Origin of the sequence: Clostridium sp. AF23-6LB, assembly GCF_003461085.1 — a bacterium.
Classification (GTDB): Bacteria; Bacillota; Clostridia; order Lachnospirales; family Lachnospiraceae; genus Coprococcus; species Coprococcus ammoniilyticus.
On the sequence record NZ_QTWK01000003.1, the window covers coordinates 444681 to 461559 of the forward strand.

Below are 16879 nucleotides of genomic sequence, written 5' to 3' on the forward strand. Positions count from 1 at the left end.
TCTATTCGTTTCCTATATTTTTTCCTCTTTTTTCTTTTTTTGCCTTACGAAAAGGAATGCGCATAAGCCTGCAAATATAACGACTACAGCTATAAGTATCAGCAATACCGGAATCCGGCAGACGCTCGAAGAGATAAGCTTAAGTCCCTGATAAAGTGTATACACACCAAATGTCGAGAATATCACAAATGCCAGTGTATTAAGTAGTCCATCCGGAGTTTTGCTCTTTAAGAGATAACCGACCAGCATACCAAGAATGTCCGCTGCAAATAGTCCGAGGGAACAACCGATCCATACAATAAGTGCTGCCCCCATACCTTCATTCGCACCAAATGTTATAGCGGTAAGCTGAGTCTTATCTCCAAGCTCAGCTACAAAAAAAGTACAGAAAACAGCCAATGGCGCAAACTTGATCTTTGATCTTCCGTTTTCTTCTTCCTCTTCGTCGCCATCGGAAATCGTTGATGCTGCGAAGTAAAGAAATGCAAGTGCTGCAATATTCTTAATGAGCCATTCCGGAACAAATTCGCTGACAAGTCCACCTGCAAGAACCGCCAGACCATTCAGTACAAGAATTGCGGCAGCAGTTCCTATTATGATATCTTTTAATTTGTACTTAGACGTAAGAGCAATCAACATAAGCTGTGTCTTGTCTCCCATCTCCGCTATGAATTCCGTAAAAAATACCTTTAAAAATAATATCATTTGTTATACCCACATTTATCTTATAACAATATAAACTGCATATACTGCATAGAGCGCAACCATACACAAACCTTCGATTCTTCCGATTTTCTTCTTTGTCCCTGCGAATATCCATACACACACAGTAAATGCAACCAGTACACACAGATCAATAATATTCTCTCTGATTATACTGATCGGACTGATCACTGATGCAATACCAAGTACCATAAGTATGTTAAAAATATTTGAACCGATCGCGTTACCAAGTGCCATATCAACTTCATTCTTTCTGGCTGCAACAATTGAGGTCACAAGCTCCGGGAGTGACGTGCCTATCGAAACGATTGTAAGTCCAATCAGTGTCTGACTCATTCCAAGATCACTTGCGATTCTGGATGCAGCGTCAACGGTCACATCCCCTCCGACTGCAATCGCTATTGCTCCGCCAACGATAAACAGAATACTGACCGGAACGGATACAAGCTTAATATCCTCATCCGAGCCACCTTCAATCTCAACTTTCTTTCCTTCTTTGTTGGCCTTTAATGCAATCCTGATCATGTAAAAAATGTATCCTGCAAATAAACCAACAAATATAGCACCATCCATATGTCCCAGCGTCATGCCTGTTTTGTCTCCAAGACCGATTATTCCTAAAAGCATTAAGAGTCCGGCACATATAAGCGAAAGTGGGATATCTCTCTTTATCGTTTCTCCGGCCACATTTACTGTAGCTAATATTGCACATACTCCGATAACAACCATCAGATTAAAAATATTAGAACCAACTACATTACTAACTGCAAGTTCATTATTACCTGCTATTGATGCTGATACACTGACCGCTGTCTCCGGAAGTGATGTTCCCATCGCAACGATTGTAAGTCCAATAATTATAGATGGAACATGCAGTCTCTTTGCTACACTCGAGCTTCCCTCGACAAAAAAATCCGCTCCTTTGATCAGCAGTACAAAACCGATCACAAGAATTACAATTACAAGAGCAAACGGGGCGTTGTTAATGAATTTTTCCATGTTTTTCTCCTTTTTTCTCGATCCATACCAGTGCCGTCAGCCGAACTGTCTGCCACTATAAAGTATGTCCAACAGATTAAAAAAGACTCATGTATATCAATTATCTGCCAGTGTGTATTACACAAGCTGTTAATCGATATACATGAGTCTCATTATTTAAGATTTGCCAGATTATACTCTCTTATTATAATCAGAATGTTGACAAATCACACTTTCGCGCTAACTACTCCCTCATGGAATATTAAGTTACTCGATAAATATTATCAAATGTAACCATGTGTGTCAACATCTTATTCTAGAAATATTTTTTCTTTACAAATCAGCTACGCTCCACGCATTTAATGTCTTTAAAATGATTTCAAGTGTATCTTCTCTTGCTTTCTGACATTCCTGTGGATATTTCTTCTCTCTTGGGAGCGCACCATTATTTACCGGAAAATATCCGAGATTATGACTGCCAGTCTCTGAATTGATGTGTTTGAAGCCGTAGCTGAAGTTCTCCCGCTTTAACCGTGCTGTCAATAATTCTGCATCATGCTTTGCCGGAACAGATTCATCATGTGTAGAGGTAAGAAAAAGAATATCTCCACAGATCTTTTCTACCGGTATCTCATTCTCAATCGTTCCCTCTTTCTCCCATTCCTCAAAAAAGTACAACAGCCGCACATGATGTTCCTTTATACATTTTTTCAGGAAGTTGGAGAACATATGCTTATTTGAAACATAAGGGAAATCATTTCCACGATATGAAACCATAGCCTTACATGGATCTGCATCTGCCTTACCACTGCCCTGCATAATATGTCCAAAGGAAGATGCAGCTATAACAAGACTGATATCCGGAACAACTGATGCAGCAAGCAACGCCATTCCTGCGCCTTTGGAATTACCATACATACCAAAATGCCTAAATCTGCCATCTCCATACTCTTTCATACGGTCAACCGCAGTCTGAAACATCTCCAAAGGAATTGCCCGCATCTGATCCGGCTGTCCGGGTGCACCATAATAAGTCATGGCAAGAACTGAATACCCTTTCCCTGAAAATAACTCCGCGTACTTCTCAGGCAGTTCCAATCCCTTAAGTCCCTGAATAACGATCAGTAGCCTGTCATCCTTGTTTTCTGCCTCATATAAAACTCCCTCAAATCCATCGTTCAGATATGTATATCTCTGTTTTTTCATAGCTGTCTAACTCCTCTCCTTTATTAAAGCACCTGTATCATTATCTCAAATAATTCCGGTTTCAGCAGAACCAGTCCTGCATAGCCTAATTTAGGCAGTACTTCAAATTCTGTCTGTGGAAATTGACGTTTCACATATTCAATATCCTTTTTTCTCTCTTTTTCCTCATCCTTTGTGTACCAGTAGTGAAGCTTCGTATCTATTTGAGGAACTGGTTCGGGAACTTTATAATTATTGCAGGAATCAAATGTCCGCCATAATGTCTTTCTGCTGCAATGCCTTAAAACATCTGGCACATACTGCAGATCTTCCTTCGTATAATCATCTGTTGCAAATGCCTTTTTCAATAAACCCACTCCGCCTGCTCTTCCGATCATCATCATAAGATAATCTTTCAATGCAATAAAACGTGTCACGATCCATGGAAGCTGACGACTTTGTATTTTTCACATTCATATGGCGCACAATTTCGCCAGAACACAAGAATTGAAAACATCAAGTTAGTCATTTCTAATCCATGTCATTATAGCACACTGCTCATAAAAGTGGAAAATAAATATTAACTCTCTCTATAGGCTTCTTTTCACCTCTGCGATCCAATCATTAATTTTGTTCTCTGCTGTTTGCAGTACCGGACCGCCTTGTGAGTCAAATTTGATCTCCATTGGCTTTATGATCTCTGCACCTTGACAGATCTTTCTGAGATCACGTTCACTGTTCCCAAGTCCGCTGCCCTCATGTGTCATAAGTGCCATTACCTTTTCTCTCACACCTGCCGGGGAACATTTCTATCGAAAAAAGTCTTGTCATTACCAGTGACATAGTCCAGATGCTCAGAGAAACAAAACGTATTGCTGCTAACGACAATAAACTATTAAGAATCGGCTATTATAAGGGATATAACGGAAATGAATTATCTGAAGCAATTTCTTTATTTTCAGAAAAATATCCCGGCTGTTGATGTTCAGATCTCTGTCGGAAGTCATGAAGAATTATATCACGCTATGGAAAATGGCGTAATCGATCTTTCTTTAAATGACAGGCGTCGTGCATTCTCCGATGCATATAACAATATGGTTCTTGCTGAGAGCACACTCTACATTGAAATATCCACGAAAAATCCACTCAGCAAATTGCCTGGCCTGGAAATCATCGATCTGAAAAAAACTCCATGCATCCTCGTCATGAATCAGACCAGTCAAAAGGAAGAACAGGAATACTATGAAACAATCATCGGACTGCATGGAGAATTTCTCTTTGCCGATACAATACAGGAAGCACGGCTCAAGATCGTAACCGGACAGGGTTATATGCCTGTAGATGTGATCGGTGAGCAGAGCTGGTTTGACACTACTGTATCCAGGTTTCCGCTCACCCGAAATGGCAAATCCGTAAAAAAGTGGAATATAAAGTGTGTAAATTGTTGCTTATAACCTACGCACTTTATATTCCATTAAAAAGCTCCCGTTTTTATTTCTTTACAATTTTAACCTTGTTTCCCTGTCCTTTATTTTTAAGGATCTTCTTATATGCTTTTAATTTCTTAGATGGCACTTTGATCTTTGCATTTGCTTTTATTCCCTTAAATGCATTCTTGCCGACACTCTTTAATTTTGTTGTCTTTACAGTTATCGTAGATAACTTCTTACATTTCTGGAATGCAGATGCTCCGATCGTCTTTACATTTCCTCCCATCGTTACGCTCTTTACTTTAGTCTTATTGTACAGCGCTTTCTTTGCGATCGAAGTTACCTTAAAGGTCTTTCCACCAAGCTTCACAGTCTTTGGAATCACTACTTTTGTGGTCTTTGTACTCTTTATACCTGCAAAGGCAACTTCAGAACCACTGGTAAACTTATACTTATATGCACCAGATGTTACTGTTGTTCCTTTCTTTGCATATATTATAAAGTTCCTGGTTATGCCTCCGGTATATTTGCCTTTTCCCTTGATGATCACGGATGCTTTTCCAATATTCTTATTCTTCTTATAGATAACTGTATAATCAGTTCCTGCCTTCAATTTCTTTCCAGCAAAAGTTACAGATTTTACCAAAGGCTTCTTCGCCTTTCCGTTATAAGCATATTTTGTTGCACCCAAAGTAACAGCTGTCTTTGCATTTGTCAGCTTATAGGAGCTCACTGGAACAGCGATCACTACCTTTATTGTCGGAGATGCCAGATAGTTCTCTGTCTCTGCATATCGTACATAATAATTACCTGCTGCAAGCCCACTCACCATTGTGCCTGATGTTACACTGACCCAATGGACCTCATCTGTACTGTATTCCATTACTGTCGTCAGCTTATCGATTGCTCCGTCCTTTGCCCCTGCCTTACTTACATTTATGGCAGTCAGCCTTGCTGGCGCTGCTTTGGCTACTTTCTCGATTTTAAACTGTACCTGTGTCTCATCATGATATATGCCCATACCTGTAATCGTAACAACTGCATTTCCGGCATTTATGTTATCTGCATAAGCAACCGTATAATCTTTATCTTTTGCCAGTGTCTGTCCGGCATAGGTCACAAATACCTCCGGCTCCTTTGCTTTTTTGTCATAGGTATATGTTGTCGGATTCAGTGTAACAGATACCTCTGTATCAGTCATTCTGCGATAACGAAGTTCTGCACTTTGAGCGATCTCTCCACTAGGGTCATTGATTGTATTTCTGTCTGCTGTATCTGTCGGATATTTTTTTCTCCGTACAAGTGAATAACCGTCTGGCAGAAATTCCTGAATGGAACCCAGACCCTCTTCCAGTGTATTCTGACCATAATTTTCGATTCCATCCCCCACATTGTTTAATACCAGTTTTGAAGTTTTATCCATTGTAAGCTTCTCCAACCAGCATTGCTCGGAACTGTTATTTCCTGCTACCGTAACTTCACTTTCTTCGAGCACTACTCCACTATTTGTCATCCATTGCAAATTTCCAAGTCTTGCCTTTACATTCTGGAAAGTCAATACTTTAGTAAGACTGGTACCAGTATTTTCAATCTTGCCTTTGTAGTTACCATTTATAATTGTAAGGTCATTTTCTGCGGCAAGTGTACCAATCGCTAACGTATGTCCATTCAGATCAAGTGTCACAGCTTTCGCCTCATCAATCGCCACATATCTTCCGTTTGCATACACATCCCGGATAAGTTTTATGGTATCTCCATCCTCTAAGTATCTCAGATCATTATATGCTCCCTCTCCGCCAAGATCACCATTCAGCATCCTCTTTGAAGTTCCATCTGCTCCTATCAGCTCTGCATATTCAATATTGGATGTTTCACACACCATACAGCGACCGGAATATCCTAATATAATCGGATGTTCACAATTATCTGCATAATATATCTGACCGGTTGCCGTCATCTGTACCCATTTTTTCTCTCCATCTTCATACGATACTGTATTATTCCGGGTCTGCAATGTCCCTCCAAGGAGCGGTATAGTATTGGAATCAGTACTTCCACTTCTGCTTATCGAAATCTCGTTTCCTGATGTATTCAGTATAATGGTGCTTCCCCCTATGACCGGATATCCCCCTGCTCCGGTAAGGGTAATCCCATATTGAGCTTGAAGCTCTGCATTACCAGCAATTACTGCATTATTTGCACTCATCATGGATATTCTTTCTGCATTGATCTTCGCATTTCCTTCGATTAAAGCAGCATTACCATTTGCCTGTAACAGAACAGTTGTCGCAGGTGCATTGATTTCTGTATTTCCGGTTGATACAACGCCCTCTTCACTGGTTACTTTTACATAACCGCTGCCTGTTGTATCTATCTTAAGATTACCATTTACTGCGGTCTTCTGGACATTCATCTCTACACCACTTTGGGTTTCTACCTTAAGATTACCTTCTGCTATTGCTTCTCCAATAAACAATATACTCCGATTCGAAGTAGTTCCATTTGATGACAGATAAATATCTTTTGCTTTGAAAAAGGCTTCTGATGCATTAATATTACTGCCATTAATTAAATCCAAATAATTACGGGTGTCTGTTTTTATCAAGCTGATTTCTCCGTTTTGTGCATCCGTTGCCTCTATCATATGCTTCACCGTTCCGTCCGACAGGTATAAGCCAAAATCATTTGCCTCAAGCTTAACAGAGCCGGCATATATGAATGCATCACCGACCATTGCATCATTACTATTAAGTGCTATTTCTCCGGTGGTTTTTAAATCTACCAAAGAAAGTCCTTTTATAAGAGCATTTCCGCCATATCCGTTAAGCACAATATTTCCAGTATACTCATCCGTTATAAGGGATGAATCCTCAGTTCCGGCAATCAATGCTTTCGTATCTTCACTGTTTGCTAAATAGAATCTGCCCGACCCTTTCAGCGTCAGGGTTCCGTTTTCAATTTTCAGATTTCTGTTGAACTTCCTCCATTTGAATATATCCTTACATTCCCATATACTTCTATAACGCCGGCATCATAATAGATATATACCTCAGGAAGCGAATCCGGGGCACACTCACTCATCGTTCCGCTTCCTCTGCTTCCTCCAAATTCATAATATTTACCATCCTGCAGTTCGGTTCCGTTTATGGATACCTTTAAAGTCTCCGCATGTACCAGACCCATACCCTGCGTTCCAATAAATACAACCGTCACCATCAGCAGTACTGCTGCCAACATTCCAAACACTTTCTTTTTTAATTTCATAGATTACCTCCCCATATTTGATTTTTAGATTTGAATTATGAAATTACCCACCTTTTTCTCTTTATAGCATTCTTGTTTAAACAGTGTCAACCCATACAGGCTAAATCACTGAAGAAATCCTGTTAAAAACGGCATAATTTCACGCAGGTTGACACTGTTATGTCGTTGTCTACTACAGAAAACGACAGTGGTCTCAGACTACTGTCCATCCAAGCCACTGCCGAATTTACAACTTCTTTCTATTTACTTTTATTTAACTGTTACCTTTACTTTCTTAGCGCATCCATTTACTGCATAGATATATACATAACAGGTGCCTTTTCCTTTTGCTGTGATCTTACCATCTTTGGATACAGTTGCTACCTTTTTATTTGATGTGTCATATCTGAATTTTGCTGTATGACCAAAGAGTGGAAGTTTATTATTCTTTTTAACAATAGTTGCTTTTATCTTAGCTGTTTTTCCCTTGTTCAGACTGTAAGCGGATTTCTTTGTCTGAATCTTCTTAGCATCTGTTACAGTCGTATTCTTCTTGCCAACCGCATGACCTGTAATGGATTTTCCGATGGTCACTTTCTTGCCGGCAACCTTCTTATATGCAACTACATAACATTTTACATTATCTTTCTGATTTACAGCCTTCTTATCCAGCTTATTGATCGTCACAGATAAGGTCTTTGCAGATTTTACAGACTTAACAACGGTGTATTTTCCCTTCTTACAATATGCCATATATACATCATATCCATCTGCTTTTGCAACCTTGCCCCATGTTACTTTAATCGACTTTCCCGTAGTGATACTGAACTTGGAACTTAATGCCTGATCGTTTGCTTTTGTACGTTTTGCTTTTACAACAGGGGACTGCTTCACCGTCCACTTAGCATAAAGAATTGTATTCCCTGTTAATGCTTTACCCGGCACAGCCGCCTTTGTGAGTGCCTCGTCTGTGTACCAGCCTGTAAATTCATATCCAGCTTTACTTGTTGTTGGAAGCACATCCGGGAGCTTCTTCTGATGTACGGCTTCAGTTCACTTCACTTCCGCCATTTGTGTTATATGTGATCTTATATCCAAGGTTATCATTTTCGATAACTGTATATGGAACATCTCTCTCTAATGGACTATTTGAATTTGTTGTATACCAATTAAAATCTGCATATCCAACATCATCTTTATGGTTTTTATGCTCATCCGTCTGCTTAACCTCATAACACTTCTGATCTCCATCACTGATTCCTACATCTATATTATCCGGATCAGAGTCAGCAGATGTGATCCAGATCATATGACATTTCCTACATACAGTGATCCATTTATTAGGCGATAACTGATTACCAAAATAAATCTTGTCTCCGACCTGCACTTCATCTGCTTTTAATACTGTATTTGACGCATCTACGATATCTGCCGCAGCTTTCTTGTCTGCATCTACATACTTACAGATTGAACATGTATATCTGGCTTCACCTGCAGTTCCATAAGAATGTTCCTGGAAATCTTCCTTCAAATCACTATGTTCACAGGTTGCCGCATGCCAATGACCATACTTATTACTTTCCCATAAATGAGAAAACTTATGCGTATGCTCTGTCCATTTCGCATACAGCGTTATGTCTTTAACCACTGTAGAACCTGCCCACACTTTTTCTGTAAGTGCTTCGTCCTTATACCAGCCTGCAAATTCATATCCCTCTTTAGTAGGAACCGGTAAGTCTTTTGGAATATTAGTCTGTTTTTCAGCCTTTGCAACCTCACTTCCACCATTTGTATTATATGTGATCGTATACCCAAGTGTTCCATTTTCCATAATCGTATATGGTGTATCAAATGAAACCGGAGTTTTTATATATGTTGTATTCGTTGTTGCAAAATACCAGTTAAACCAAGCCCAACCAACAGAACTTGCATGATCTTTATGTTCCTCTGTTTTCTTCATCTCTACACTTATATGGTCAGCATTATATGCAATCCAGACCATATGACATGTTGTACATACTGCTACCTCAGGATTTGATGTAGTCTGAACTCCTCTGTAAACCGTATCCCCTACCTGTAGAGTCGTAGGATCAATCGTTCCTGACCTGTATTCTGTTGCATTTACTTTCATTGTTCCCATGCCTACAAACATAACAATGCCAACCAGCAAGGCCGTCAGGATGCCTGTAACTTTGTTTTCTTTTAGTCGTCTTACCATATTTTCTTATCCCCTTTCATTCATCTGAATACAACACATAATACAACATATAGTATGATTATATCTGCATGTCTCATTATGTTGTTCCAAATAAGTTATTTTCTGGTATTGTACCATAATCATTTCCCCATACCGAATTCTGTGCACGAAATGTCTGAAAAACGGCATGAAATGTTTTACTGGGTTTGAAAATACAGTCTATGCGTATGCAAAAAAAAAGAAAGATAGCATGCCACTATCATGTATCTTACACGATAATAAACAATACTATCTTCCTTTTTATTCTCTATTTGAACTTTATGAATGATATTTTATTTTTACATCATACCCATTCCGCCGCCCATACCTGCACCTGCCGGCATAGCTGGAGCATCTTCCTTAATATCAGCTACAACAGATTCTGTTGTCAGTAATGTAGATGCTACGGATGTTGCGTTCTGTAAAGCACTTCTTGTAACCTTAACAGGATCGATGATACCTGCTTCGATCATATCTACATACTTCTCATTGTATGCATCAAAACCGATACCCGGCTGTGATTCTTTGATCTTATTGATGATAACAGAGCCTTCCAGACCGGCATTTGCTGAAATGTGGAATAACGGAGCTTCCATAGCCTTAAGAACTACCTTAGCACCTGTCTTCTCATCGCCTTCAAGTTCTGCAACCAGTTCTGCAACCTTCTTAGCTGCATGAATATATGCTGATCCACCACCTGCGATGATGCCTTCTTCAACAGCAGCTCTGGTAGCATTTAATGCATCTTCCATACGGAGCTTAGCTTCCTTCATCTCTGTCTCAGTAGCTGCACCAACACGGATAACTGCTACACCACCTGCAAGCTTTGCAAGTCTTTCCTGAAGCTTCTCTTTATCGAATTCAGATGTTGTCTCTTCAAGCTGAGCCTTGATAACATTTACTCTGCCCTGAATATCTTCCTTTGTTCCGAAACCATCTACGATAACCGTATTCTCTTTTGTTACCTTTACGCTCTTAGCACGACCAAGGTCATCTAATGTCGTATCCTTTAAGTCATAACCAAGTTCTTCTGAGATAACTTTACCATTTGTAAGGATAGCAATATCCTGTAACATTTCTTTTCTTCTGTCACCATAACCAGGAGCCTTAACAGCTACAACCTGGAATGTACCTCTTAACTTATTTACGATTAATGTTGTAAGTGCTTCGCCTTCTACATCTTCAGCAATGATCAAAAGCTTCTGACCACCCTGTACGATCTGCTCAAGTACCGGAAGGATATCCTGGATATTTGAAATCTTCTTATCTGTGATCAGGATGTATGGATTATCAAGCTCTGCAACCATCTTCTCCATATCAGTTGACATGTAAGCTGAAATATATCCTCTGTCGAACTGCATACCTTCTACGAGGTCAAGCTCTGTCTTCATGGACTTGGACTCTTCAATCGTGATAACACCATCATTTGATACCTTTTCCATAGCATCTGCAACCATCTGACCTACTTCATCATCACCGGCTGAAATAGATGCAACTCTTGCGATCTGCTCTTTGCCGTTGATTGTCTGGCTCATCTCTGAGATTGCTTCTACAGCCTTATCACAAGCCTTCTTCATACCCTTTCTGAGGATGATTGGATTTGCGCCTGCTGCAAGGTTTTTCATACCTTCATTGATCATTGCCTGAGCAAGAACAGTAGCTGTTGTAGTACCATCACCTGCAACATCATTTGTCTTTGTTGCTACTTCTTTAACGATCTGAGCACCCATGTTCTCAAATGCATCTTCCAGCTCTATATCCTTTGCAATTGTAACACCATCATTTGTGATAAGTGGTGAACCATATGACTTTGCAAGAACTACATTTCTTCCTTTTGGTCCAAGTGTTACTCTTACTGTATCTGCTAACTGATTTACGCCTGCTTCAAGAGCCTTTCTGGCTTCTGCTCCGTATTTAATTTCCTTTGCCATTTCTTTCTACCTCCAACTGTTTTTCTGCTATCTGATTATTCACTTACAACTGCAAGAATGTCACTCTGTTTTACGATGATATATTCATCATCACCGAGCTTAACTTCTGTTCCTGCGTATTTAGAATAAATAACTCTGTCTCCTGTCTTTACTTCCATAGGAACCTTAACGCCATCGACAACAGCTCCGGGACCAACTTCTACAACATCTGCATACTGTGGCTTCTCTTTTGCCTGCCCTGGTAATACAATACCTGATTTTGTTGTCTCTTCTGCTACGGACTGTTTTAATACAACTCTGTCTCCTAATGGTACTAATTTCATAATATATATTCCTCCTAACATATTAAATCCGTTCTTATCTGCCTTATGTGCTCCGGCAGTTCCTAGCACTCGCATCTCTTGAGTGCTAACACAATTATTATTGTATTCATTTTGTGGAAAAAATCAACCCCTAAAATGATAAAAAATATATTAAATGGACAAGGTCTCTTACATTATATGAAATATACCCTGAATTCAGAACGAAAACCGGCGATTTTGATTTGTAAATTCAGGTGTTGCATGATATGCTTCTAATACAGGAATCAAACCGATGATTTCTGACATGATACAGGATAACGCCTGTTCAAAGGCTGCTATCCAAATGATATATAGAAATGGAGAATACTATGGCTGAACAATTATACACAATACCTGTCAACGATGCCTTTCATGCAGACTGTGAATGTCCTCTCTGTCAGATGCAGAAAACGCTGGAGGAACATGCCATCGAATATACGATGGGACCAAGCTATATGGAAGACGATAATCGTGCTATGACAGATAAAATGGGCTTCTGCTCCCATCACATCGGCATGTTATATAAAGAAAAGAATCGTCTGGGACTTGCTCTGATGTTAAAAACACACACTGATAAAACGATCCGGGATCTGAAAGCTTTATCAGAAAAAGGAACTCCCGCAAAACCGGGACTTTTTTCCAAGCAGTCAAATTTTTCCGGTGTTGGTGCATATATCAAAGAACTGGAAAGCTCCTGCTTTATCTGTGACCGTATGAATCGTACCTTTGACCGCTATGTCGATACGATCTTTCATATGTGGAAAAAAGATCCTGAATTCAAGGATACCTTCAAAAGCAGCAAGGGCTTCTGTACTTATCACTACGGTATCCTCTACGATACCTCTGTCACAAAGCTGTCCAAAAACCAATGTGAAGAATTCATAGAAGCTTTGAATCACTTATATTTTGAAAACATGGAACGTGTCAACGGAGATATCGGATGGTTCATCGATAAATTCGACTATCGATTCAAGAATGAACCATGGAAGAACTCAAAGGATGCCTTACCTCGCGGCATAATCAAGGCTAATCATACATTTGTAGAATAAAAAGCAACAATATTCCTGCCCGATAAACATAGGATACACACAAAAATACTGTGTACATTGCACTTCACATATTATTCCGCAAAACGCTTTCGCTCTACCCTCAACGCAGCAGTACTAAGTTCGCCGTATTATACGGCTCACTAAGGACTGGCGTTCGGGCAGGTTTGCTTCATAATAGTGAGTGTAATGTACACAGTATTTTTTATATAGTATAAAATTCACAGCAATATTGTCACCTTTTTACATTGCCTGTTTGGTTACATGACCGCCAAATGCCTGTGCCAGATCATGTGTCCACAGGTATTCACGATATCTTCTGAGCAGGCCTTTGTAAATCACCTTAACATTACTGCTCTTCCGAAAATCATCCGGCCTTACAAGCCCCGGTTGTTTATCGAGAATATGTATACCAGAACGTTCTAACACACTTGCCACGAACTGGGAACAGAAATAATTATATTTCCTCTCAATCGCCTTATTTCGTACAACACCATAAAGTCCCCAGAAATTATACCGATAGCGATCAGCATTTGCTTTAAATGCCGCAAGCTCCTGCAGTACATGTCTGTACTGCTTATCTGTCACGGTCAGTTCCAGAACAACACAGCTTGTTTCAACATCTCTGCCAAATATTCCGGTATCAATATCTTCTATAATGAATCCACAGTTGAATGGATTATAGATTCCCTTTCTGGCGAAGCTGTACATCTCCCGAAGCTCCAGATCCAATGCAATGGATGCATGTGCATATGGCTCTTTTGTCCAGAATTTGATGATTCTTGCAGGAACTGTGTGTGTCTTAGAGATCAGGATATATAATTTTCTGTTTTCTAATTCTGATATATCATTTTTCATACTTTTAATAGACTAAATTTTATTTTCCCGGCTTATAGGAACTCTTTAATGAAACAATACGGTTATATACCGGATGCTCCTTAGTAGAGTCTTTGGAATCTACACAGAAGAATCCATTACGAAGGAACTGGAATGCTTCACCGGGTTTTGCATCTTCAAATGCTTTCTCGAGCTTACATCCCTGTAATACGGTCAACGAATTTGGGTTCAGATTCAAAGTACCATCCTCATTCAGCTTACCTTTTTCTTCATCCACAATATTCTCATATAAACGAACTTCAGCATCAATTGCGCTTTCTGCTGATACCCAGTGTATCGTTCCTTTTACCTTTCTTCCTTCGAATCCTGAACCACTCTTGGTCGCAGGATCATAAGTACAGTGTACAACTGTTACATTTCCATCTTCATCCTTCTCATATCCTGTACAGGTTACAAAATATGCATTCTTCAGACGTACCTCATTGCCAGGGAACAGACGGAAATATTTCTTAGGCGGTTCTTCCATGAAATCATCTCTTTCAATATAGAGATATTTGCTGAATGCAACTTCTCTGGAGCCTGCTTCCTCATTTTCCTGATTATTCTCAACCGGCAGATATTCTACCTGATCCTCCGGATAATTATCAATCACCAGCTTGATTGGATTCAGGACTGCCATATAACGGTTTGCTGTAAGCTTCAGATCATCACGCAGACAATACTCAAGCATCGCATAATCAACAGAGCTCTGGCTTTTTGAGATACCAACCAATTCCATAAACTTCTTAATAGAAGAAGCAGTGAATCCTCGTCTTCTGAGTGCTGCGATCGATACAAGTCTTGGATCATCCCAGCCATCTACGATACCATCCTCTACCAGCTTCTTAATATATCTCTTACCTGTAACTACATTTGTCAGATATAACTTTGCAAATTCGATCTGCTTTGGTGGGTTATCATATTCCAGTTCCCGTACTACCCAGTCATATAGAGGTCTGTGATCCTCAAATTCCAGTGTACAGATAGAATGCGTTACACCTTCAATCGCATCCTCAATCGGATGAGCAAAATCATACATTGGATAAATGCACCACTTATCCCCTGTATTATGATGTGTCATACGGGCAACACGATAGATAACAGGATCGCGCATATTAATATTCGGTGATGCCATATCGATCTTTGCACGAAGCACCTTGCTTCCATCCGGGAACTCTCCGTTCTTCATTGCTTCAAATAATGCAAGATTTTCTTCAATACTTCTGTCTCTGTATGGGCTGTTTTTACCCGGCTCTGTCAGAGTTCCTCTGTATTCGCGGATCTCATCTGCTGTCAGATCACATACAAATGCCTTGCCTTTCTTGATCAATTTGACTGCTGCTTCATACATCTGGTCAAAATAATTGGATGCAAAGAATACTCTGTCTCCGAAATCGGCACCCAGCCATCTTACATCATCTAATATGGATTCTACAAATTCTGTCTTTTCCTTTGTTGGATTCGTATCGTCAAATCTCAGATTAAACTGTCCGCCATATTCCTGTGCAAGACCATAGTTCAATAATATGGATTTGGCATGTCCTATATGCAAATATCCATTCGGTTCCGGAGGAAATCTTGTGACTACCTTCGTTACCTTGCCCTCCGCTATATCTTTATCAATAATCTGTTCAATAAAATTTTTCCCGATTGATTCTTCTGCCATCATTAATGCCTCCTTCATATAATTAGCATGACTTTTTTAAGTCTATCACATTTTACATAAAGCCTCAACTGCAAATTCTAAAACTCAGCAAAACTCAGTAATTTTCAATAACTTTCAGCAAATCTCTTATTGACAAATACGTCATTTTACTATATATTAACTAATGTTGTTGCTACTATAGCTCAGGTGGTAGAGCGCCACATTGGTAATGTGGAGGTCACGGGTCCGACTCCCGTTAGTAGCTCTTTTTTAATGTCCGGATTTATTTATACAGTATTCACATCCAACGGACTGTCCGATACAGTTTTCACAATCATTCCAGTTCTGTATCAGTGGTTCTTCACTGATCAGATAAATTCCTGCCAGACTCATCATTGGCTCCATCCGTTCTTTATGCCAACTGATTCCGATCTGTTCCGTATCCATCAGGCTGCAAAGAATTCCGGCAGCTTCCAATGGCATTCCATAATAACCGGGTCCAAAAGAAGGACTACAGTAATGCACCAACTCTACACTGTGCTTTCGTTCCAGGTATTTTCTTATCCATTTTCTTACAATATCCATACATGCGATCTGAAAGGTTTCCAGATAATAAGTTCCTAGTAATGAATCCATCTCCTCAATCCGGATCTCCGGGGCATGAAATGCATACAGATATCCCTGTGTAATCTTTGACGGATCTATTCGTTCCAGTATCCGGCATGAAATATTCTTTTTGCCGAGCATAAATCCATCAGACTTAATACAGTCTCTGGAAAATGGCTGCAAAAGTACAGGTACCAGATACCGGTTTCGATTATTGTATCTGGATAAAAAACGCATAATCGTTTTCTCGGCTTCATCCTTATGCTCTTTTCTGCTCTCCGGCTCCATCTGTTCCCATGAAGCAATCTCTGCGATCCGCGCCATGATTTCATCCTTCAGATCCCAAATACTGACGAATACCACACAGTCCTGCTTTTGAAACTGTGCAATCACTGTTTCATACATCTCCGGGCGATGTACGATCGTACAGTTACTGCAATCCCGGATTTTCTGTCCTTTCCCATTTAAGATATAATCAGGACTTCCAAGGCAGTTTTCCTTCAGATACAAGGGGCAATAACAGAACAGACAATTAAAGGAATCTTCATTTTCTATTTTATGGCATGGGAAAAATTCACAATCCCGATTCTGAAAAAATTTGTAATTGTTTTTCATATCCGTTTATCCTCCCATTCTTAA

General features: G+C 39.7%; 16 protein-coding genes, 1 tRNA gene and 1 pseudogene. 3 read left to right on the forward strand and 15 right to left on the reverse strand.

All coding sequences use genetic code 11. The features are described 5' to 3' along the window. Positions 1–12: 12 nt before the first annotated feature. From DWY07_RS09095 to DWY07_RS09115, 5 genes are all read right to left on the reverse strand, one after another. Positions 13–705: a TMEM165/GDT1 family protein gene (locus tag DWY07_RS09095; RefSeq protein ID WP_117822766.1), complete on the reverse strand. Its 693-nt coding sequence runs from the start codon at positions 703–705 to the stop codon at positions 13–15. Positions 706–720: 15 nt separating this feature from the next. Continuing rightward, positions 721–1722 carry a calcium/sodium antiporter gene (locus DWY07_RS09100; protein ID WP_117822768.1) on the reverse strand — a complete coding sequence of 334 codons (1002 nt, stop codon included), beginning with the start codon at positions 1720–1722 and terminating at the stop codon, positions 721–723. A gap of 312 nt (positions 1723–2034) precedes the next feature. Next, positions 2035–2907 (reverse strand): acyl-CoA thioester hydrolase/BAAT C-terminal domain-containing protein, encoded by an 873-nt coding sequence (locus DWY07_RS09105; protein ID WP_117822770.1) that lies wholly within the window; start codon positions 2905–2907, stop codon positions 2035–2037. A gap of 23 nt (positions 2908–2930) precedes the next feature. After that, a complete protein-coding gene (locus DWY07_RS09110) occupies positions 2931–3290 on the reverse strand; it encodes a hypothetical protein (protein ID WP_226801115.1) in 360 nt (119 codons plus the stop codon). A 186-nt stretch (positions 3291–3476) separates the two neighbouring features. Further along, a complete protein-coding gene (locus DWY07_RS09115; RefSeq protein ID WP_117807690.1) occupies positions 3477–3662 on the reverse strand; it encodes a hypothetical protein in 186 nt (61 codons plus the stop codon). A gap of 153 nt (positions 3663–3815) precedes the next feature. Here DWY07_RS09115 and DWY07_RS09120 point away from each other — a divergent pair, with 153 nt between their 5' ends. Then, positions 3816–4340 (forward strand): hypothetical protein, encoded by a 525-nt coding sequence (locus DWY07_RS09120; RefSeq protein ID WP_117822772.1) that lies wholly within the window; start codon positions 3816–3818, stop codon positions 4338–4340. 37 nt (positions 4341–4377) lie between these two features. Here DWY07_RS09120 and DWY07_RS13405 read toward each other — a convergent pair whose 3' ends face one another. The 7 genes and pseudogenes from DWY07_RS13405 to DWY07_RS09150 all read right to left on the reverse strand — a co-directional run bounded on the left by DWY07_RS13405 (position 4378) and on the right by DWY07_RS09150 (position 12049). Then, positions 4378–7101 carry a leucine-rich repeat protein gene (locus DWY07_RS13405; RefSeq protein ID WP_226801114.1) on the reverse strand — a complete coding sequence of 908 codons (2724 nt, stop codon included), beginning with the start codon at positions 7099–7101 and terminating at the stop codon, positions 4378–4380. Positions 7102–7277: 176 nt separating this feature from the next. Further along, positions 7278–7580 (reverse strand): hypothetical protein, encoded by a 303-nt coding sequence (locus DWY07_RS09130; RefSeq protein WP_117822774.1) that lies wholly within the window; start codon positions 7578–7580, stop codon positions 7278–7280. Positions 7581–7829: 249 nt separating this feature from the next. Next, positions 7830–8312, reverse strand: a complete 483-nt coding sequence (locus DWY07_RS13590; protein ID WP_347465442.1) for an Ig-like domain-containing protein — start codon at positions 8310–8312, stop codon at positions 7830–7832. A gap of 153 nt (positions 8313–8465) precedes the next feature. After that, a pseudogene (locus DWY07_RS13595) lies at positions 8466–8591 on the reverse strand (InlB B-repeat-containing protein); the annotation flags it as partial. A gap of 16 nt (positions 8592–8607) precedes the next feature. Next, positions 8608–9777, reverse strand: a complete 1170-nt coding sequence (locus tag DWY07_RS09140; RefSeq protein ID WP_117822778.1) for an InlB B-repeat-containing protein — start codon at positions 9775–9777, stop codon at positions 8608–8610. Between the two features lie 317 nt (positions 9778–10094). After that, positions 10095–11726 (reverse strand): chaperonin GroEL, encoded by a 1632-nt coding sequence (gene groL / locus DWY07_RS09145; protein WP_117807695.1) that lies wholly within the window; start codon positions 11724–11726, stop codon positions 10095–10097. A gap of 35 nt (positions 11727–11761) precedes the next feature. Further along, positions 11762–12049 (reverse strand): co-chaperone GroES, encoded by a 288-nt coding sequence (locus DWY07_RS09150; protein WP_117822870.1) that lies wholly within the window; start codon positions 12047–12049, stop codon positions 11762–11764. 347 nt (positions 12050–12396) lie between these two features. On the opposite strand from DWY07_RS09150, the gene DWY07_RS09155 reads away from it, so the two are divergent. After that, positions 12397–13116 carry a DUF6062 family protein gene (locus tag DWY07_RS09155; protein ID WP_044946144.1) on the forward strand — a complete coding sequence of 240 codons (720 nt, stop codon included), beginning with the start codon at positions 12397–12399 and terminating at the stop codon, positions 13114–13116. A gap of 240 nt (positions 13117–13356) precedes the next feature. On the opposite strand, the gene DWY07_RS09160 is transcribed toward DWY07_RS09155, so the two are convergent. Further along, complete coding sequence (locus DWY07_RS09160) at positions 13357–13971, reverse strand: hypothetical protein (RefSeq protein WP_117822780.1); 615 nt, start codon at positions 13969–13971, stop codon at positions 13357–13359. A gap of 19 nt (positions 13972–13990) precedes the next feature. Then, a complete protein-coding gene (locus tag DWY07_RS09165; RefSeq protein ID WP_117822782.1) occupies positions 13991–15655 on the reverse strand; it encodes a glutamine--tRNA ligase/YqeY domain fusion protein in 1665 nt (554 codons plus the stop codon). 171 nt (positions 15656–15826) lie between these two features. On the opposite strand from DWY07_RS09165, the gene DWY07_RS09170 reads away from it, so the two are divergent. Continuing rightward, positions 15827–15899 (forward strand) — tRNA-Thr (locus DWY07_RS09170). 5 nt (positions 15900–15904) lie between these two features. Here the strand turns inward: DWY07_RS09170 and DWY07_RS13600 are convergent. Then, positions 15905–16855, reverse strand: coding sequence for a cysteine-rich small domain-containing protein (locus DWY07_RS13600; RefSeq protein WP_117822784.1), 951 nt, complete (start codon positions 16853–16855; stop codon positions 15905–15907). Between the last annotated feature and the right edge of the window lie 24 nt (positions 16856–16879).